Here is an 18888-nt window from a genome sequence, read left to right on the forward strand (position 1 = left end):
CTCCGCGCGCTCGCTGGTCTGGCTGCTGCTCACACGGCAGGCCGCCCCGGTGGAAGCCGTGTGGCATTGCGCATTCGACCGGCCCGCAGGCTTTGTGGTTAATCTGGCGAGCTTTGTCTCCCCCGGAGAGGGCTTTGCCGCCCGCACCTTTGTTGCGGCTCTCAAGCTCATCTGCGCAGTCCTGCGTCAGGCAGCGCTGACTATGGCGGACCAGCGTAATGGGGATTTGCCGCTACCCGACCTGTTCGCGCCCAGCCCCTCCGCCGGAACGGACACACCCCCCATGCAGGCCATAACAGCAGGAGACATCCTGCTGACCAACATGGATGCCTGTCTGGCCGGAGTCGGTCTGGATTATGACAGCGAGGATGGCCGGGCCGCCGCCTGCGCCATTACGGCACTGGCCACACTGACCGCCCATGCCGGACGTGGCCCGGAGTCCCTGCCTCTTCCCCCCGTGCGCACCGTGCTCCCCGGTCTGGGCGAGACCCTGCGCGCAGTCTGGAACGAAGCTGCGGTGGAAACCCTGACCCCCGTAGCCCCGATCGAGACCGGGTTCTCCACCCCCAACCCCATAGATGGCCTGCTTGGGGTGGAATCCTGTGGGCTCGCCCCTGTTTTTTCCATGCTCCGCCCCGATGGGCGGCTGGCCAACAGCACGCGGCAACGGCTGGATATCCGCGGTTTTACGGTGGAAACCGCTCTGGCGGCAGCCCTTGCGGGCGAGACTGTGCTCCCCCAGCCCGGCCCCAAGGCGCATCTGGCCATGTATCGTGCGCTCACCGGTTTTGCCGACCGCATGCCCGCACGGCCAGAAACCCTGCCAACACCTGTGCGGCTGAAGCTGGAGCGTGGCATGCGGCGGATTCTGCCCGCACGGCATGGCGGTTTTACACAAAAAACCACCATTGGCGGGCACCGCCTGTTCATGCGCACCGGAGAATACGAGGACGGCACGCTAGGGGAGCTCACACTCACCCCCACGCGTGAGAGCCCGATGGTGCGCGGACTGATGGAAAGCTTTGGGGACGCAGTCAGCATCGGCCTGCAATATGGCGCACCGCTGGAAGCCTATGTGGAAAACTTTGCCTATTCCTGCTTTGGCCCGGCTGGCACCGTGGAGGGCGACCCGGTTGCCTCCTATGCCACTTCCATGCTGGACTACGCCTTCAGGGCCCTGTCCGACACCTATCTGGACAGACGCCTGCCCGACGGCCCCCATCAGGACAGCGCGTCAGAGCCGGACCCGCTGCTGCCACTGGACCTGCCCGAGGGAGACGATACGCAGCCTACCCGCCCACGGCGCAACCTGCGGCTGGTTTGCTAGGCCCGGTTTTTTTGACAAGGAACGGAACAAAACGCGATGAGCACTCCCCAATCCCGTCTGGCCGAACTGGGTATTGACCTGCCCACACCCGCAGCGCCCGTGGCCAACTATGTAGCCTGTGTGCAAACTGGTTCGCTGCTGGTCGTGTCCGGCCAGTTGCCGCTGCACAATGGCAAGCTGTTCGCTACCGGCAAGCTGGGTGGCACGGTGGATGTGGACACAGCCGTAGAAGCCGCGCGTTACAGCATGATCAACGTGATCGCACAGGTCCAGGCTGCGGTGGGCGACCTTGCACGGGTTAAGCGCGTTGTGCGTCTGGGTGGCTTTATTGCCTGCACACCCGACTTTACGGCCCATGCTTCAGTCATGAACGGGGCATCCGATCTGGCGGTTGCTGTCTTTGGGGATGCAGGGCGCCATGCCCGCTCGACCGTTGGTGTACCCTCCCTGCCGCTGGACGCGCCGGTGGAAGTGGAAGGTCTGTTTGAAATCGCCTGACCGCGTGGACAAAACCTGATGGCTGACTGGTCCGTTGCCCTGCATGACCGCATTCACGACATTCCCGCAAAGGAATGGGCGCAATGTGCTGGGCCGGACAACCCATTTGTCAGCCATGATTTTCTGAGCGCACTGGAAGACAGTGGCTCCACCGGGCGCACAAGCGGGTGGATACCCCGCCATGTCAGCCTGCATAGCCCAGACGGGCAACTGGCCGCAGTCTGCCCTGCTTACCTCAAGGGCCACTCGTGGGGTGAGTATGTGTTCGATCAGGGCTGGGCCCGCGCGTTTGAGGCGGCGGGGGGGCGCTACTACCCAAAGCTCCAGATTGCCGTACCCTTTACCCCAGCCCCCGGCCCAAGGCTGCTGTGCCACCCCAACGCCCCGCCCGAGACAGCCGCTGTCATGGCCGATGCGCTCCGCCAGATCTGTGCGGATACCGGCCTGTCCTCCGTCCACGTCACCTTCTGCACCGAGGCAGAAAGTGCAGTGCTGCAGCAGCAGGGCTGGCTGCCCCGCCTTGGTTTGCAATACCACTGGCACAACAGGGGTTACGCCACCTTCGACGATTTTCTGTCCACACTCTCTGCTCGTAAACGTAAAAGCATCAAGCGGGAGCGGCGGGACGCCAATGCCGCGGGCCTGACTTTCGAAACCCTGCAAGGTCCGACATAACACCGGCGGACTGGCAGGCCTTTTACGCATTTTACCGCAATACGATCGACCGCAAATGGGGCAGTGCGTACCTGAGCGCCGAGTTTTTCCCCCTTATGGCGCAACGTCTGGGGGAGCGGGTGGTGCTCATGATCGCTCGCAACGGACAAACACCCGTTGCCGCCGCACTCAACCTAATGGGCACCAATACCCTTTACGGTCGCAACTGGGGCTGTGTGGGCAACTGGCCTTTTCTACATTTTGAACTCTGCTATTATCGCGCCATAGATTTTGCCATAGCTCACGGTCTGCAACGTGTGGAGGCAGGCGCTCAGGGTGAACACAAAATCCAGCGTGGTTACCAGCCCACCCTGACCCACTCTGCCCACTGGCTGCAAAACCCGTCCCTGCGCGAGGCCGTTGAGGGTTTTTTAAACGCAGAGCGGCCCGCCATACTGGCCGAAGCCCAGAACCTGAACGTACTGACCCCTTACAGGCAGGACAGCACCCCCGATGCGCTGTAACCTCCACAACCCCACACATCTGCCCCACACGCCAACGCCACAAACCGGAACTTCTGGGGCCAGAGATTGTCGACACGCGTTTTTTTGCGTATGCCCGCGTGATCTTTTCCCACCTGTTTACGCGACCGGACCGGCACAGAACTGATGAGCACATCCTCCTCCCTCCCCTCCGAGCATCAGGCAACCCTGATCGATGGCAAGGCCTTTGCCGCAACATTGCGCCAGCAGATCCGTGAGGATGTTCTGGCCTTCCACGACCAGCATGGCGTAACCCCCGGACTGGCCGTCATTCTGGTGGGCAACGACCCGGCAAGCGAGGTGTACGTCAAAAACAAGGCCATTCAGACACACCATGCAGGCATGCGCTCCTTCATGCACATGCTCCCCGAAACCACGTCAGAGACCGAACTGCTGACCTGATCGGGCGGCTGAACAATGACCCGGAAATTCATGGTATTCTGGTGCAGCTCCCCCTCCCCAAAGGGTTGGATGCACGCCGCATCACCAATGCCATTGCCCCTGACAAGGATGTGGATGGTCTGGGCGAGGTCAACGCAGGCCGCCTTGCGGTTGAGCTGCCCGGCATTGTGCCCTGCACCCCGCTTGGGTGCCTGCTGCTGCTACGCGACCAGCTTGGGGATATGAAGGGCAAGCACGCCGTGGTTATTGGTGCTTCCAACCTTGTGGGCAAACCCATGGCGCTACTGCTACTGGGCGAAGGCTGCACGGTCAGCATTGCCCATATTCACACGCGCGACACCGCAGCCCTTGCCCGTGAGGCCGATATTCTGGTTGTAGCCACCGGCTGCCGCGAGCTGGTCCGGGGGAGCTGGATCAAACCCGGTGCTACGGTCATTGATGTGGGCATTACCCGCACCCAGACAGCAAATGGCAAAACCCGGCTTGTCGGCGATGTGGCGTTTGACGAGGCTGTTCAGGTTGCCGGGCGCATTACCCCCGTACCGGGCGGTGTTGGCCCCATGACCATTGCCTGCCTGCTCAAGAACACACTCACAGCCGCGCAGATGCAGATCAAGGGGCAAGCCGAATGAGCCTGAACCGCCTGTGCGTTGAACTGATCCCCCGCTCGGCCGAGTCTTTGGCGCAGGATGTAGAAACGGTTAAAACCGTTTTCCCCGTAGCGGATACGCTCAACATCCCCGACCTTATGCGCTTCCCCCTACGGAGCTGGGATGCAGCGGCCCTGCTGCGCCCGACCTTTCCCCACATTATACCACACATCCGCGCCATAGACATTGCACCCGACGCCCCCCTGCCCGGAGCCGCGCAGGAAGGGCTGGAGGAAATTCTGGTCGTGCATGGAGACCCCCCAGCCGACCTGTCCATGCGCACATACCCCAACAGCACGGAAAGCATTATCCGCCGCTACCGCAAGGAAGCGCCACATCTTAAAATCTACGCAGCATTCGACCCCTACCGCCGTGCACCGTGGAAAGAGCTGGAAGACATCGCCCGCAAAAAAGAAGCAGGAGCCAGCGGTTTTTTCACCCAGCCTGTATTTGACTACAAGCTGTTTGACCTGTGCCGCGAGTGGCTGCAGGGCGAAGATGTATTCTGGGGTCTTTCTCCCGTTATTGGTCCACGCTCCCGCTCTTACTGGGAGACCACGAACCACATTGTCTTTCCCAAGGATTTTTCCACAACGCTTGAATCAAACATTGCCTTTGCGCAGAGAGTCCTGCGCGAACTGGCACGCGATCAGGCTAGCGCCTATCTGATGCCTGTACGCATCAAGCTGGAACAATACCTGCCTGCCCTGCTTGAAGCGGCGTCCTGAACCTGTATCATTCCATCTCCAGCGCGGAGATGGGTGAAAAACTGGACTACTCTGAACAGGTAAAAAACTTCCTGTTCTACAGGTGTTTTTAATAGCGGGGGTGAGTGCGATCATCTTGGAACATCCCAATGACGAGCACTCCACCCGCTAACCCCGAGCACCGGCACCTTTGTCTGGCAGGCGCGACTACGCAAACGCAGAGCAAGCAAAAAATATAGTTATCCCATACCGACATATTCTGCCGTGTGCGTGCACCATAATCCTAAGCACTTGCAACAAGGAGCGGGGCCTCCGCATCCTTTATCATCACAGGTGCAAAACCCGCTGTATCTCCATCGGCCTGTAATGGAATGCTGCTTGACCCCATAATTTTGACCTGCCGTGCCCTGATCACCCGCACGTCGGACAGATCACCCAATTTATTCCGCAGTATAGCGTGTCCATACCGTAGAGCAGAAAAGATACCGCCCTTCTCAAACAAAATCACAACAAACCCTTGTTTTGACGGATCTGCACAATCAGTTATGCGGTAACCCCCACCGTAAAAGCATCCCTTACTTACAATAGCGCCTGTTGCAGAGCAGGTTTCCCCATCAATTTCCATGCGCACGGATGAAAAATCATAGAAAAATAGATCATGTATCATCTGGAAAACATAAGCATACCTGCCAATGCGTTTTTTTAGGCTGTAATTGACATTGTGAACAACACATGCGTCAAAGCCAACACTGGCCATCTGCACAAAAATTTTCCGTATTCCGGACGTATCATACAAACACCCCGGCCAAAGGATACGTCCTCCAGATGTTGCCAGAATTTCTGCAATAGTATCGGGAGCCGCCGGTATACCTAACTCGCGCGCCAATACATTTGCAGTGCCAAGGGGAATAAGCCCCAGTCGGGCACGACTTCCGACCAACCCTGAAACCACTTCAGCAATCGTCCCGTCTCCACCGGCGGCAACCACTGTTACCCCCTCCTGCCCGGAGACCGAACGGGCCAGTTCTGTAGCATGACCTGCGTATTCTGTTATAAGCAACTGAGGAAAAACATGGTGCTTGGCCAAAGCTTGCTGAACAGATAAAAGTTTTTTCATATCCTGACGACCAGATGCAGGATTGTAGATTATGTACACAAAAAACTCTCCAGCCGTCAGAAATTCTAAAATTCCAGCCCCACTCAGCGCCGATCACGCGCAGTGGGCAGATTTGCGTATGCGTACACCTTCAAATCAGAGTGCAATATTGTATCCGATTTGCGCATGGAGTTGATATAGTGTGTATCTACATCATAACCCAGCATGTCCAGCAACAGATACTTATTCATAATTGACGTGTAATATCCATCTTCATTACGTAACGCTTCCGCCATATCGCAATACCGTCCGGTTCCATGGCTGTCATGAATAATCATGGGAATGGTGTACTGGTCGTAACCACCATACTGGTACCCATGCCCTACACCCACAATCTCACCATGGTCAGACGTATAGATCAGGGTGTAATCACCCAGTGTGGAGGCCGCCATGGCCATAACACGCTGCACCAGATCATCTGTATGGTGGATACTCTGGTCGTATGTATCAGCCTGAGGGAGTGCGGCCCGATCCTCTGGCCGGACCTTATCTTCATAACTCTGGTGGCTACCATTGATATGTAAAACATAAAGTTTATAGGGCGCAGAATCACGTAACCTGTCAGCCAGCACAGGTAGCAGGGATTCATCTTTCCATGTCACGCCATTGGTTTTATTATTGTAATCCTGACGGGTCGTATAATCACTATATTCAGAAATATAGCCGTAAGAGCGTGCATACGGGCCTGTGCCATCCTGTGATGAAATCCAGAATGTTTTGTACCCGTTGTCCCGCGCCATTTCGATCAGGTTTTTTTCCTGAAAAAACTGGTTACGCGCCAAAGGTGTTTCAAACGAAAAGGTCATGGGAACAGAATAACGGGTCAAATTGGCATTAGAATGCACCTTGCCCACAATACAAACCTGCCCCTGCGCCTGTGCCGCGCGAAAACCGGGCGTTGTATTCTGGCTTGCATACCCATACACGCCGTACCGTTTTGCCAGTGATGATTCCCCCATAACAAAGATAATATTATGGACTCTTCCTGCATGCCGACCAATAACCTGAGCATCTGTTATGGCGTGTGGATGCACAATAAAACGCTTATCCAGCGCTCGTTGCACAGACATCACCATTATATAGGTCACATCACCAACCACACCGGGCGAGCGTTGGCGCAGAGAAGATGCAATATCACTTAACTCCCCAATATCCGCCCATGTTTCTGAACGAAGGGATGATTTAAGCGTATAGACTCTCCAACAGGCATATGTGCCGCTCAACAGAATAAACACAAAACTCACGAGAGCTATACGCGGGTTCCATCTTCCTAATTTCCAGGAAAGAGCCGCAACACCACCCAGCACCAGCATGACCGCACAGAGCACAGGCCAACAGATGGTTGATAGCATAGAGGCTGCTTCGTGCCGATTGGTGCCCATGACGGCATCGAGCGTACCGCTGGTAACCAGTTGACAATTATACGAAATATCAAAATCAAAAATCAAAATCAGTACAAATATGGTATTCAGTAAAACACTGGCAATTCGGCCACAATTAAAAAACAAAATTGGCAAAACTGCCATCTGCAATGTGAAGTGCTTATAATGCCGACCATCAGAATGCTTGGCTATATAATATTCAAAAATAAAATATATTACGCAAAATAATATAATTAATATTGTTCTTGTATTTAACTTCCTCACGAAACCAACCGCCAAACTTAGTTTTTCCACTTAGCGGTGGGCATTTATCAATTCTAAATGAATAAAATATTAAATTCTGATAACCTTGCAACTATCTCAGATTACAGAAAACCAGCCTGCTCTGCGCTGTCAGTTAAACGCAGCTTGCAGTGGTGCATGGAGTAAGCCCCACATGCTCTGACCGCTCAATACACGGCACAGGCAACACATGGGGCCACATCCTTACCAGTTCTTGCTGATCAGCCAGAACTCTTCGGACGTCAGGGTCACACGCTCACCGGAATCGGCGGCGGCGTTAGCCAGTGCTCAATCCGTTCGATCATGACAACCTTGCGCACATGGGTTTCTGATGTTTCGGCACTGGTTTTGAGAACACCAAGCGAAACACCGGAGGCCTTGGCCACGCGGGCCGCATCAAGCAGAGCATAGGACATGCCGGGTCGTCTCCTTATTATGGATGTAAACTCATGGACAAACAGGGAACTGTCTGGCCATTTCAAACCAAAACTGGCCCTGTCAGGCCATATACGCAAGCCCCGCGATGTGGAGGCTGCCTTCCCTTTCCCTCTGGCATTGCGCTCCCCTATTGCGTAAACCCGGCACACCATGAGCAACCGCACCGAAGATTTTGACTTCCACCTCCCCGAAGCCCTGATCGCGCAGGAGCCCGCCCGCCCGCGCGAGGCCGCGCGCCTGTTGGACGCCACATCTGCGCATACGCTGGTAGACCGCCATGTGCGTGACCTGCCTCAGCTCCTGCGCAAGGGGGACCTGCTGGTTGCCAACAATACGGCAGTCATCCGCGCCCAGCTCCATGCCCTGCGCGGCGAAGCCAGAATTGGCATTACCCTTGACCAGATCCGCCCTGATGGCACATGGCACGTTCTGGTACGCAACGCCCGCCGCCTGAAAGTGGGAGACATGCTGACCTTCCCACACTCTGACCAGACGGCTCAGGTCATGGCGCTGGAACCCGGCGGGGGGGCAAACCTGCGCTTTTCATGCGAGGGAGATGCGTTTGACGCATTCTTGCAGGCGGCGGGTGCTCTGGCCCTGCCCCCTTACATCCACCGCCCCAACGGCCCCACGGCGCAGGACAGCAAAGACTACGCCACCATTTTTGAACGCTACAAAGGGGCCGTGGCCGCGCCCACCGCCGGATTGCATTTTACGCCCGAGCTACTGGCAGCTATCGATGCAACAGGGGCCCAACGCTGCACATTAACGCTGCATGTGGGTGCTGGCACATTTCTGCCCGTGCGTGCGGACGATATTGCACACCACCACATGCACTCCGAGCACGGGGTTATCACCCCCCAGACCGCCGAACGCATTAACGCCACACGGGCAGCGGGCGGGCGTATTGTTGCCATAGGCACCACCACCCTACGTCTTTTGGAAAGTGCTGCGGATGAGCACGGCGTTGTGCATCCGTTTGAGGGCGAGACCGCAATCTTCATCCGCCCTGGCTACCGCTTCCGGGCAGTGGATGTGCTGATGACCAACTTCCACCTGCCGCGCTCGACCCTGTTCATGCTGGTCTGCGCCTTTGCCGGACAGGAGCGTGCAAAAGCGGTGTACGCTCATGCACTCAATACCGGCTACCGCTTTTATTCTTATGGTGATGCCTGCCTGCTCCAGTGTGCGAGCAGTCTTCATGACCGCTGAGCCTTCCTCCCTCAACCTGCCATTCTCCCACAAGGACCACTCCATGAGCCGTTTCCACTGGACCTGTGAAAGTACTGATGGCGCAGCCCGTGCGGGCATGCTGCACACAGCCCACGGCCCCGTGGCCACGCCCACCTTTATGCCCGTAGGCACGGTTGGAACCGTCAAGGCCATGACCATGGATGCCGTGCGCTCCACCGGAGCAGGCATTGTGCTGGGCAACACCTACCACCTGATGCTCCGCCCCGGTGCGGCACGGGTACGCGCACTTGGCGGGCTGCACCGATTTATGGACTGGTCCGGCCCGATCCTGACCGATTCGGGGGGCTTTCAGGTCATGTCGCTGGGGGCCCTGCGGCGGCTGGATCAGGACGGTGTGACCTTCCGCTCCCATATTGATGGCTCCGAACACCGGCTGACACCTGAAAGCTCGACAGGCATCCAGCATGATCTGGACGCCACCATTACCATGTGTTTTGACGAGTGCCCCGCACTCCCCGCCCCGCCAGAGGCCATTGCCGCCTCCATGCGCCTGTCCATGCGCTGGGCCGCCCGCTCGCGCGAGGCTTACGTGCAGCGCACGGGTTACGGCCAGTTTGGCATTGTGCAAGGCGGAACAGAAACCGACCTGCGGGCAGAAAGTGTAAGAGCCTGACCGACATCGGGTTTGAAGGCTACGCCATTGGCGGGCTGGCAGTGGGCGAGGGGCAGGAGCTCATGTTCGCAACGCTGGACAGCACCACCCCCATCATGCCCACCGACAAGCCCCGTTACCTTATGGGGGTTGGCACCCCGGACGACCTGCTCGGCAGTGTGCAACGCGGTGTGGACATGTTTGACTGCGTCATGCCTACCCGCGCAGGCCGCACCGCCCGCGCCTATACCGAGCGGGGAACACTCAACCTGCGCAACGCCCGCCATGCCACGGACGCGCGCCCCATTTCCCCCCATTGCAACTGTCTGGCCTGCACGCGCCATAGCCGTGCCTATTTGCACCACCTGTTCCGCGCGAACGAGATTTTGGGCCCCATGCTGCTGACGTGGCATAATATTGCCTATTATCAGCGCCTCATGCGCCAGATCCGGCAGGCTATCGTAGACAAAAATCTGGATGCCACCGCGGCGCGCATGCGGGCAGAATGGGCAGCACAGGACTGGACGGAAGATGAGATGCCACAACCCCTCATCCCCCCCATACCGTAGCGCGCAGGCACACCGCACCATGCGCTCCGGGCCAGCCCTGCCACCATGACACCCCCCTCCCCTCCGCCCCATACAACGGGCACAGCGGACCCGACCGCGCACCGCCTTGCCGAACGCATACGCAACAAGGCGCTGGAGTTGGGGTTTGACGCCATTGGTTTCTGCCCGGCCAGTCTCGGCCCCGAGGTGCGCCTGCGGTTGCAGGATTTTCTGGCAAACGGATACCATGGGCAGATGAACTGGCTGGCCGACCGCGCGGAACAACGCAGCCAGCCCACGGCCCTATGGCCCGATGCCCGCACGGTCATTGCCCTTGGCACATCCTACGCGCCGGAAGGGGATGCACTGGCCACATTGCACGAGCCCGGCTGCGGCAATATTTCGGTTTATGCCCGCCACAGGGATTACCACGATGTGGTCAAGGGCATGCTCAAACATCTGGCGCAGTTTGTTGTGCGTGAGGGCAGGCAGGCCACTGCGGCACCCGAGGTCAAGGTGTTTGTTGATACCGCTCCTGTGGCCGAAAAACCTCTGGCAGAAAAAGCGGGACTGGGCTGGGCTGGCAAACACACCAACCTTGTCTCCCGCCAACATGGAAGCTGGCTGTTTTTAGGCGAGATCTATACAACGCTCGCCCTGCCATCCTCCCCTCCGTCTGGCGGGGGGTGTGGCAGTTGCAGCCGCTGCCTGAGCGCCTGCCCCACACAGGCTTTTCCTGCCCCCTACCAGATGGACGCACGGCGCTGCATCTCCTACCTGACCATAGAGCACGCAGGCCCCATTCCCGTAGCGCTGCGGCCACTGATGGGCACGCATATTTACGGGTGCGATGACTGTCTGGCCGTGTGCCCATGGAACAGGTTTGCCAAGGCAAGCCACCACATCAAACTCCAGCCCAGAGCAGAGCTTATCGCCCCGGACCTGGCAGAACTCAGCCAACTGAATGACCCCGCGTTCAGAACCCTGTTTTCGGGCTCTCCCATCAAACGCATCGGCCGCAACCGCTTTGTGCGCAATGTGCTGATTGCCATTGGCAATTCTGGCCTACCCGCCCTGCTGCCCCATGCCCACACCCTGAGCATGGACCCCGACCCGGTCGTACGCGATGCCGCACTCTGGGCCATTGCACAACTTGAAGGCCGCGCCACATGAGCAGACATTTACGAAAGCGCAGCCTGATTCTGGCCGGGCATGATACCAGCGTTGCACTCGAACCCGCCTTTTGGGCCGTGCTTGAGCGTATGATTGCTCACCAGCACATCACGCTGGTGCAACTGGTTACCCAGGTTGACGCCCAGCGCGCGCCCGACCAGTCCCTTGCATCTGCCCTGCGGGTCAGCACGCTGGAATGGCTTGAGCAGCAGGTGGAAACACACATGCGCACGCCATCCCCTTAACCCGCCAGACGTCCTTCAACCGTGGTCACACACTGCCCACCGACCTGCACCGCGCCATCAGGCCCCACCGACACCACCAGCCGCCCTGCACGCCCCACGCAATGCCCCTGCGTGGCATTGTACCGGACCTGACCGGGCGGCAGCAGGCCATGCGCGTGCCTAAAGACAGCAACACTCCCATTACCGCTGCCACACACGGGGTCCTCGTTGACTCCCTGCGATGCGGCAAAGGAGCGGACCTCTATATCCGCCAACGTATGCTCATGATTGGCGAACACACTGATCCCCGTTGCACCAAGGCGCTGTTCAAATATTTTTGCCCGCCAGAAATCAGGCGTAAGCGCGAGCAACTGCGCCACATCCGCCACGCGGGCAACAACCCACACCGGCCCGACATCAACCTGCAACGGGGCGGCTGCACGGTCCACGCTTACCCCCAGAATAGCCTCAAGCTCCTCTGTATCCGCAGCACTTAAAGCCTGCTGTGTTGCAGGGGGGAGAGAGAAATATAAATGACGCTCAGCACCACTCCCCTCAACCCGTAGTGCTACAAGACCAACGCCACACTCCTGCACCAGCCGCCCATCCCGTGGCGTGGCGCGCCCTGCCTCCAGTATGGCATGGGCACTTCCCAGTGTTGGATGGCCTGCAAAGGGCAGTTCGCTCCGGGGGGTAAAAATGCGCAGCCTGTAGTCTGCTCCCTCAGCCCGGGGTGGCAGCACAAAGGTTGTTTCAGACAGGTTGGTCCAACTGGCTATTGCCTGCATGGCCTGCGTATCCAGCCCCTGAGCGTCCAGCACCACAGCCACCGGATTCCCGGTAAAAGACGTCTGGGTAAAAACATCCACAACTTTATACGCGTATTTCATAAGGTTTCCCGTTCAAACCGCCTTACCGATGACCAGAATGACCCACTCCCTGCGTGGGCCTGATCGCACGCAACAGGCCAAGAAGCAGACGGTTCAAAGGCACATCCAGCCCATGCCGCTCAGCCGCACGCACAATGGCACCGGTTATGGCGTCATACTCCAAGATGCGCCCTGCCTGCCTGTCCTGCAGCATGGATGTCATGCTCTCCGGCGGCACACTCTGGAGCCATGCAAGGCTCTCGTCCACATGCTGCTCGGTCAACGCCGCACCTTCCGCCTGCCCGACACGGAGTACCTCGACCATGATCTGGCGCGCACTGGCAGCAAGGGCTGGGTCGTGCAGCACCCCGGTCGTGCGACCACTCAGGGCAGTCAGCGGGTTGGCCGCACTGTTGGCCAGCAGCTTGGTCCATACGATGGTGGTCATATCTGCCGTGGTCTGGGTACGCAGCCCGCCCTGTTGCAGGGCCTGTGCCACATCCTGCACATCTGCCTGTGCGGGCAGACAGATGTCCGCCGCACCGATTCGGCGCAGGACCGTATGCCCCGGTGCCAACCGCTCTGCGTTAAAATAGACAATAGCAGGCACAGCACTGGCCTCGGGCGCATATGCAGCAATGCGCGCACGGTGTTCCAGACCATTCTGGGCAACCAGAATACGCACCCCCGGCTGATTGAACGCGCCAATCCAACCCGCCACATCCGCCGTCTGGTGCGCCTTGACCGCCACAATAGCCAGCGTGCATGCCCCCACATCGGCCACAGTGTGCGCGTGTGTGACGGCACACACCGTTGTGTCCGCGCCTTCGGTTACATCCAGCCGCGCAAACGGGGCACGCGCACCGCATACCCTTATCCCCCACCCGGCACGGGCAAGAGCCCCCGCCATAACCAGCCCGACCGCGCCGGCCCCGATCAGGGCGACAGTTGGCCGCGCAGGGGCTGGTCTGGGTGCCGTGTGTGTAATCATACCCTCTCTCTTTTTTTGATTTAACGCGGTTCATCACAAATACGATTTGGGCACATTGCTGCCCAGCTTTTACGCTACCCCTACCCGCACTAGGGTTTAACACCAGAACATGATAAAAGAGCTTATGGCGATTTGGGGCAAAATATTTGGCGGAGTAACCGGCTTTGCCGTTGGCGGGCCACTCGGTGCCGCTTTGGGCACGGCTTTGGGCCATGCTGCGGACAATGGTACATTGCTGCACCCGCCCGCTGTTGGCTGGAGCGACCGCTGGGCCGCCCGGGCACGCCCGGACCCCAACGGGGCCGCAGCTTTTGTGGCCGCCAAACTGGCGGCGACATTGGGCAAAAAAGAGCAGCTCTACGGGCTGACCTGCGTGATCCTGTGCGCCAAGCTTGCCAAATGCGATGCACCGGTCAACCGGCGGGAAATCAACGCTTTTAAAAACCGCTTCCGCGTACCCGATGAGAACATGCGCGACATTGGCCGCCTGTTTGATATGGCCCGCCAGAGAACCGATGATTACGAGGCCTTTGCCCGCGAACTCGGGCAGGCTTACGGCAAGGACAAACCTCCGCTGGAAGACCTGATGGGGACCCTGTTTGCCATTGCCCGCGCTGATCTGGCGGATGATGAACCTCTGGCACCTGAAGAGCTGCGCTTTCTCAAACGCGTGCATGCCCTGTTCGGGCTGGGACGTGGGGCATGGGAGCGGGCGGAACAGGGCCGCGCCCGCGCCAGCATGGGGGAAGATGACGCCTACACCGTTATGGGGGTCAGCGCCTCCCTCTCCAACGAGGAGTTACGTGCGCACTGGAAAAAGCTTGTCCGGCAGTACCACCCGGACATTCTGGCCGCGCGCAATGCCAGCGCGGAAGAGGTGCAGGTGGCCTCCGTCCGCATATCCAGAATCAACGCTGCATGGGATATTATCAAGCGTGAGCGCGGGCTGTAAAACCGGAGTCCCAACCTGCCATCACATCCTGAGCAGGATGTGCGACTTTATGGCAACAGCAGTTGCAAAAACCTAGACTTCCCGGCTAAAAGACAACATGCAAAGGGCTGTATTTTGTCCCCTGCCTTCTACGCAGAGAAGCCCTGCCATTGCACCCTGCGTTTCTCATGGTAGAGAAGGCAGCAGTAAACAGGTCTGCCCGGCAGGCCATGCGGACGTCACAAGGCAAAGGTAAAGGTGGCAATGATTTCAGGACGGAACGGCTCACGGCTCCGCCCTCGCGCGCAGGATCAAAATGATCAGACGCGGGAAGGTTCCTCGGTACATCGCCGTTTCCGTCTGGGAACACTCTGCCTTGGTCTTGTGCTGGTCGGCACAACGGGGTGTAGCTCCATAAAAGCCCCCGTTCCCAAAGACCCGGACGCTCTGGCCGAATACCAGGCGGCAAACGACCCTTACGAGCCGTTGAACCGCAAGGTCTTCAACCTGACCATGAAGTTTGACAAATGGGCCCTCCGCCCTGCTGCCAAGGCCTATGTGTGGGCCGTGCCGCGCCCGGTACGCAACTCGCTCGGCAACATGATTACCACCATGAACGAACCCTCCGTCTTCTTTAACGACGTGGGAGCTGGCAAACCCCGCCGTGCAGGGGACTCGTTCGTGCGCTGGTGCATCAACATGACCGTAGGTGTAGGCGGGCTGATTGACGTGGCCAAAATGGCTGGCTTCCCGCACCATGACAACGATGCGGGCCTGACCATGGCCAACTGGGGTATTTCCTCCGGTCCTTACCTGTTCCTGCCCATGGGGCCATCCTCGTTCCGTGATGGCATTGGCTACGGTATTGATCAGGGTCTGTCCCCATGGGATTACGTTCCCCGCGGCTATGGGCTTGTCAGCTTTAACTGGGCTTACAATATGATGGGCGTAGTACACGGCCGCTCCGAGCATCTGGAAGATCTGGATGCCTTGCAGCGCGATGCTCTGGACCCCTACGCCACAATCCGCAGCGCATACCAGCAGCAGCGCAAGGCACAGGCCGAGGCCATTAAAAATGACCACCGCGCCACCGTGCCCGACTGGTATCAATAACTAACAACAAGAAGGTAGCGCAGACATGAAACTCCTTTCTGGTCGTCGTATTGTTCTTGCCACTCTGGCCCTGACATGCGCCAGCGGACTGTTTGCACTGCCAGCCCGTGCAGCGGATAACGCCAAGCAGTTCATTCAGGGCTTTGGCACCCAGCTTGTTGCCATTGTAAACAGCCCTGTGCCCCTGCCTGAAAAGAAAGCCAAAGTGCTTCCTCTTGTTCAGAAAAACGTGGATATTGACGGTATTGGCCGCTACTGCCTTGGCCGTTACTGGAAAATTGCCACCCCGGAACAGCGGCAGCATTATCTGGCCCTCTTCCACGAAGTGCTGGTCAACGCCATTACCGACAAGCTTGGTGAATACCGTGGCGTAAGCTTCACCATCGGGGATGTGACCAAATCGGGTGGGGAAGATTCCGTTAACGCCATTCTCACACGCCCCCAGCAGCCCCCTGCCTCCATGCAGTGGATTGTTGGCTATGACAATGGGCAGCCACAGGTTGTGGACGTGATCGGTGAAGGGGCAAGCCTGCGCCTGACCCAGCGTAACGACTACTCCTCCTTTATTGCCCGTAATGGTGGCAGCGTGGACACACTGCTGGTTGCCCTGCAAAAACAGTTGGACCGTCACGCTCAGGCAGCCAACTGAGCATATAAAAAAACGCACCAGCCACTCTGGCAAAAAGCACCCGAAAGGGTGCTTTTTATGCGCGCTTGCTCTCGTACACCATCATTGTCTGTCCGTTTCTGGCGAATGTCTCGCAGACATGCATACCAATACTGCCCAGAATGGTACGGGAGGCCACATTACTCTCCGATGCCACAGCAATAACCCTGTGCAAGCCTGCATCATGCGCAAAGTTCAATGCCGCATTGGCAGCCTCACGCGCAATGCCGCGCCCGCGCGCGCTTGCAAACAGAGCAAAGCGCAGACCAAACCCACGACCATCCGGTCGGTCATGGATGCCGGTCATACCCACAAACTGGCCGTTTTCATGAATGGTAAAAATACCAACGCGATGGCATGCCCAAAAAGCAATGTCATCTGCCATTTCGCGCTCTGCCTGCTGGCGGGTACAAACCCCGCCCAGCATCTGGCCAAAAGCGCCGCCATCGGCCTTCAGGCGCACCATATCTTCCATATCCCGCCACGTAACGGGTTTAAGGAGCAGGCGTGGTGTTCTGACCGAGCGTAAATCCATTGCTCAGCCCCCGCAGCGGAGGAAGGCCCCCTGATGGAGCCCCCATGTCCGCATGCCCTTAACGGGCAAGCGGTTTGTAATGGATACGTCCGGGTTCGGTGGCATCCGGGCCAAGACGACGGCGTTTGTCTTCTTCATAAGCCTGGAAGTTACCCTCAAACCACTCAACGTGGGAATCGCCTTCAAACGCGAGAATATGCGTAGCCAGACGGTCCAGGAACCAGCGGTCATGGGAGATAACCACGGCGCAGCCTGCAAACTCGGCCAGAGCATCTTCCAGAGCGCGCAGCGTATCCACGTCCAGATCGTTGGTCGGTTCGTCAAGCAGGATCACGTTGCTTTCCTGGCGGAGCATTTTAGCCAGATGCACACGGTTGCGTTCCCCGCCCGAGAGCACACCAACCTTTTTCTGCTGGTCGGAGCCTTTAAAGTTAAAAGCCCCTACGTAGCGCGCGACGGCACAGCCCGCTTGCCCAAGTAGATCACATCCGTCCCGCCCGAGATTTCTTCCCACACGGTTTTATCGGGGGACAGGTCATCACGCGACTGGTCAACATAGCCGAGCTTGACCGTCTCACCGATTTTCAGCTCACCTGAATCGGGCTTGTCCTGCCCGATAATCATTTTGAACAGCGTGGACTTACCAGCACCATTCGGCCCGATGACACCCACAATGCCGCCCGGTGGCAGCTTGAAGTTCAGATTATCAATCAGCAGCCGGTCCCCAAACCCTTTGGTCAGGTTGTCAGCCTCGATCACCGTACCGCCAAGGCGCGGGCCAGGGGGGATAACAATATCAGCCACACCGCCCACACGCTCGGCACTTGCGGCCAGCATTTCCTCATACTTGGCAATACGGGCTTTGCTTTTGCTCTGGCGGGCCTTGGGGCTGGCGTTAATCCATTCCTGTTCGGCGGCGAGGGCACGCTGGCGGGCACTTTCTTCCTTTTCTTCCTGCGACAGGCGCTTGCGCTTCTGTTCCAGCCATGAGGAATAATTGCCCTCGAACGGGATACCGCGACCGCGCTCAATTTCCAAAATCCAGTTAGTCACGTTATCCAGGAAGTAACGGTCATGGGTAATGACCATTACCGTGCCGTCGTAGTCACGCAGGGTTTTTTCCAGCCATGCCACGCTTTCTGCGTCCAGATGGTTGGTCGGTTCGTCAAGCAGCAGAAGGTCTGGTTTTTCCAGCAGCAGGCGGCACAGAGCGACCCGGCGGCACTCCCCCCCGGACAGTTTTTCTACCGAACTGTCCGCAGGCGGGCAGCGCAGGGCGTCCAGTGCGATCTCCAGCTTGCGGTCCAGCTCCCAGCCGTCACCCGCATCAATTTTTTCCTGCAGTTCGGCCTGTTCGGCCAGCAGGGCGTTCATTTCGTCGTCTTCCATGGGTTCGGCAAAACGGGCAGAAATTTCGTTAAAACGATCTACCGCTTTTTTGAGCTCACCAAAGCCCAGAGCAACGTTCTCCCCCACGGTCAGCTTGGGGTCCAGTTGGGGTTCCTGCTCCAGATAGCCAACGCGCGCACCTTCAGCCGCCCAGGCTTCCCCCCCGAATTCCTTATCGAGTCCAGCCATGATCTTGAGCAGGGTGGACTTACCCGCGCCGTTCACACCCAGAATACCGATCTTGGCACCCGGCACGAAGGACAGGGTAATCCCCTTGAACACTTCACGCCCGCCGGGATAGGACTTTGTCAGATCCTTCATCACATAGACGTATTGATAAGATGCCATGATGATGAACCCCCGTTATGCGGAACAGACTGAAAAAATGAAGTGGTCACAGGCAGCGCGACTGGCTGGAACAGCCTGCGCCCGGCAGGACTTGAACCCGCAACCAAGCCGTTATGAGCGGCCCGCTCTAACCAATTGAGCTACGGGCGCGCAGGCGAGTATCTGATTACGCAACCAGAGCGGTTTGGCAAGGGTCTGGGGCAGGAAAATCCATAT

At 58.2% G+C, this 18888-nt stretch carries 16 protein-coding genes, 1 tRNA gene and 5 pseudogenes; 14 read left to right on the top strand and 8 right to left on the bottom strand.

Annotated features, from left to right (window positions below):
* From JCM25146_RS09770 to JCM25146_RS09790, 6 genes and pseudogenes are all read left to right on the top strand, one after another.
* Positions 1-1327 (top strand): TSCPD domain-containing protein (locus tag JCM25146_RS09770; protein ID WP_025827657.1); only part of this gene is annotated, 1327 nt, incomplete at its 5' end.
* Positions 1328-1363: 36 nt separating this feature from the next.
* Positions 1364-1825, top strand: coding sequence for a RidA family protein (locus JCM25146_RS09775; RefSeq protein ID WP_025827658.1), 462 nt, complete (start codon positions 1364-1366; stop codon positions 1823-1825).
* An 18-nt stretch (positions 1826-1843) separates the two neighbouring features.
* Positions 1844-3003, top strand: a pseudogene (locus JCM25146_RS18595) (GNAT family N-acetyltransferase).
* 144 nt (positions 3004-3147) lie between these two features.
* Positions 3148-3479: pseudogene (locus JCM25146_RS23830) on the top strand (tetrahydrofolate dehydrogenase/cyclohydrolase catalytic domain-containing protein); the annotation flags it as partial.
* Positions 3480-3590: 111 nt separating this feature from the next.
* The gene (locus tag JCM25146_RS23835) at positions 3591-4055 is read left to right on the top strand and encodes a hypothetical protein (RefSeq protein WP_242401047.1); all 465 of its coding nucleotides are present in this window, start codon (positions 3591-3593) and stop codon (positions 4053-4055) included.
* The gene (locus JCM25146_RS09790; RefSeq protein WP_025827660.1) at positions 4052-4801 is read left to right on the top strand and encodes a methylenetetrahydrofolate reductase; all 750 of its coding nucleotides are present in this window, start codon (positions 4052-4054) and stop codon (positions 4799-4801) included. Before JCM25146_RS23835 ends, JCM25146_RS09790 begins: the two co-directional genes overlap by 4 nt.
* Before the next feature lie 262 nt (positions 4802-5063).
* On the opposite strand, the gene JCM25146_RS09795 is transcribed toward JCM25146_RS09790, so the two are convergent.
* The 3 genes and pseudogenes from JCM25146_RS09795 to JCM25146_RS18605 form a co-directional block, all read right to left on the bottom strand.
* Complete coding sequence (locus JCM25146_RS09795; protein WP_025827663.1) at positions 5064-5936, bottom strand: diacylglycerol/lipid kinase family protein; 873 nt, start codon at positions 5934-5936, stop codon at positions 5064-5066.
* Positions 5937-5980: 44 nt separating this feature from the next.
* Entirely contained in the window at positions 5981-7612 is a 1632-nt protein-coding gene (locus JCM25146_RS22050; RefSeq protein WP_148299039.1) for a phosphoethanolamine transferase, read from the bottom strand.
* A 192-nt stretch (positions 7613-7804) separates the two neighbouring features.
* A pseudogene (locus JCM25146_RS18605) lies at positions 7805-8016 on the bottom strand (hypothetical protein).
* Between JCM25146_RS18605 and JCM25146_RS22475 the strand changes: the two are divergent.
* The 5 genes and pseudogenes from JCM25146_RS22475 (at position 8015) to JCM25146_RS09830 (ending at position 11850) form a co-directional block, all read left to right on the top strand.
* Positions 8015-8176 (top strand): hypothetical protein, encoded by a 162-nt coding sequence (locus JCM25146_RS22475; protein ID WP_159101983.1) that lies wholly within the window; start codon positions 8015-8017, stop codon positions 8174-8176. The pseudogene JCM25146_RS18605 and the gene JCM25146_RS22475 sit on opposite strands and share 2 nt — an antisense overlap.
* Before the next feature lie 12 nt (positions 8177-8188).
* On the top strand, positions 8189-9250 hold the full coding sequence (gene queA, locus JCM25146_RS09815) for a tRNA preQ1(34) S-adenosylmethionine ribosyltransferase-isomerase QueA (RefSeq protein WP_025827665.1): 1062 nt from the start codon (positions 8189-8191) through the stop codon (positions 9248-9250).
* 43 nt (positions 9251-9293) lie between these two features.
* Positions 9294-10453, top strand: a pseudogene (gene tgt, locus JCM25146_RS18610) (tRNA guanosine(34) transglycosylase Tgt).
* Positions 10454-10498: 45 nt separating this feature from the next.
* Positions 10499-11605 carry a tRNA epoxyqueuosine(34) reductase QueG gene (gene queG, locus JCM25146_RS09825; RefSeq protein WP_025827667.1) on the top strand — a complete coding sequence of 369 codons (1107 nt, stop codon included), beginning with the start codon at positions 10499-10501 and terminating at the stop codon, positions 11603-11605.
* A complete protein-coding gene (locus tag JCM25146_RS09830) occupies positions 11602-11850 on the top strand; it encodes a ribbon-helix-helix domain-containing protein (protein ID WP_025827669.1) in 249 nt (82 codons plus the stop codon). The genes queG and JCM25146_RS09830 overlap by 4 nt, the downstream gene beginning before the upstream one ends.
* On the opposite strand, the gene JCM25146_RS09835 is transcribed toward JCM25146_RS09830, so the two are convergent.
* Positions 11847-12719: a PhzF family phenazine biosynthesis protein gene (locus JCM25146_RS09835; protein WP_025827671.1), complete on the bottom strand. Its 873-nt coding sequence runs from the start codon at positions 12717-12719 to the stop codon at positions 11847-11849. The two genes, JCM25146_RS09830 and JCM25146_RS09835, sit on opposite strands and share 4 nt — an antisense overlap.
* A gap of 22 nt (positions 12720-12741) precedes the next feature.
* Positions 12742-13689 carry a ketopantoate reductase family protein gene (locus JCM25146_RS09840; RefSeq protein ID WP_025827673.1) on the bottom strand — a complete coding sequence of 316 codons (948 nt, stop codon included), beginning with the start codon at positions 13687-13689 and terminating at the stop codon, positions 12742-12744.
* A 124-nt stretch (positions 13690-13813) separates the two neighbouring features.
* Here JCM25146_RS09840 and JCM25146_RS09845 point away from each other — a divergent pair, with 124 nt between their 5' ends.
* The 3 genes from JCM25146_RS09845 to JCM25146_RS09855 all read left to right on the top strand — a co-directional run bounded on the left by JCM25146_RS09845 (position 13814) and on the right by JCM25146_RS09855 (position 16382).
* Positions 13814-14641 carry a TerB family tellurite resistance protein gene (locus JCM25146_RS09845; RefSeq protein ID WP_025827675.1) on the top strand — a complete coding sequence of 276 codons (828 nt, stop codon included), beginning with the start codon at positions 13814-13816 and terminating at the stop codon, positions 14639-14641.
* A 243-nt stretch (positions 14642-14884) separates the two neighbouring features.
* Complete coding sequence (locus JCM25146_RS09850) at positions 14885-15733, top strand: MlaA family lipoprotein (protein ID WP_025827678.1); 849 nt, start codon at positions 14885-14887, stop codon at positions 15731-15733.
* A 25-nt stretch (positions 15734-15758) separates the two neighbouring features.
* Positions 15759-16382, top strand: coding sequence for an MlaC/ttg2D family ABC transporter substrate-binding protein (locus JCM25146_RS09855; RefSeq protein WP_025827680.1), 624 nt, complete (start codon positions 15759-15761; stop codon positions 16380-16382).
* 55 nt (positions 16383-16437) lie between these two features.
* Here the strand turns inward: JCM25146_RS09855 and JCM25146_RS09860 are convergent, their stop codons facing one another.
* The 3 genes and pseudogenes from JCM25146_RS09860 to JCM25146_RS09870 form a co-directional block, all read right to left on the bottom strand.
* The gene (locus JCM25146_RS09860) at positions 16438-16935 is read right to left on the bottom strand and encodes a GNAT family N-acetyltransferase (RefSeq protein ID WP_025827682.1); all 498 of its coding nucleotides are present in this window, start codon (positions 16933-16935) and stop codon (positions 16438-16440) included.
* Positions 16936-16993: 58 nt separating this feature from the next.
* Positions 16994-18672, bottom strand: a pseudogene (ettA, locus tag JCM25146_RS18615) (energy-dependent translational throttle protein EttA).
* Positions 18673-18748: 76 nt separating this feature from the next.
* Positions 18749-18822: transfer RNA gene (locus tag JCM25146_RS09870), tRNA-Ile, on the bottom strand.
* Positions 18823-18888: the final 66 nt, after the last annotated feature.

This window comes from Acetobacter okinawensis JCM 25146 (assembly GCF_000613865.1).
Lineage (GTDB): Bacteria > Pseudomonadota > Alphaproteobacteria > Acetobacterales > Acetobacteraceae > Acetobacter > Acetobacter okinawensis.

Bases quoted from the DNA above. Each gene is read 5' to 3' on its own strand.
- JCM25146_RS09775 (WP_025827658.1), top strand. From the start codon at position 1,364: ATGAGCACTCCCCAATCCCGTCTGGCCGAACTGGGTATTGACCTGCCC.
- JCM25146_RS09790 (WP_025827660.1), top strand. From the start codon at position 4,052: ATGAGCCTGAACCGCCTGTGCGTTGAACTGATCCCCCGCTCGGCCGAG.
- JCM25146_RS22475 (WP_159101983.1), top strand. From the start codon at position 8,015: ATGCCGGGTCGTCTCCTTATTATGGATGTAAACTCATGGACAAACAGG.
- queA (WP_025827665.1), top strand. From the start codon at position 8,189: ATGAGCAACCGCACCGAAGATTTTGACTTCCACCTCCCCGAAGCCCTG.
- queG (WP_025827667.1), top strand. From the start codon at position 10,499: ATGACACCCCCCTCCCCTCCGCCCCATACAACGGGCACAGCGGACCCG.
- JCM25146_RS09830 (WP_025827669.1), top strand. From the start codon at position 11,602: ATGAGCAGACATTTACGAAAGCGCAGCCTGATTCTGGCCGGGCATGAT.
- JCM25146_RS09835 (WP_025827671.1), bottom strand. From the start codon at position 12,719: ATGAAATACGCGTATAAAGTTGTGGATGTTTTTACCCAGACGTCTTTT.
- JCM25146_RS09840 (WP_025827673.1), bottom strand. From the start codon at position 13,689: ATGATTACACACACGGCACCCAGACCAGCCCCTGCGCGGCCAACTGTC.
- JCM25146_RS09845 (WP_025827675.1), top strand. From the start codon at position 13,814: ATGGCGATTTGGGGCAAAATATTTGGCGGAGTAACCGGCTTTGCCGTT.
- JCM25146_RS09850 (WP_025827678.1), top strand. From the start codon at position 14,885: ATGATTTCAGGACGGAACGGCTCACGGCTCCGCCCTCGCGCGCAGGAT.
- JCM25146_RS09855 (WP_025827680.1), top strand. From the start codon at position 15,759: ATGAAACTCCTTTCTGGTCGTCGTATTGTTCTTGCCACTCTGGCCCTG.
- JCM25146_RS09860 (WP_025827682.1), bottom strand. From the start codon at position 16,935: ATGGATTTACGCTCGGTCAGAACACCACGCCTGCTCCTTAAACCCGTT.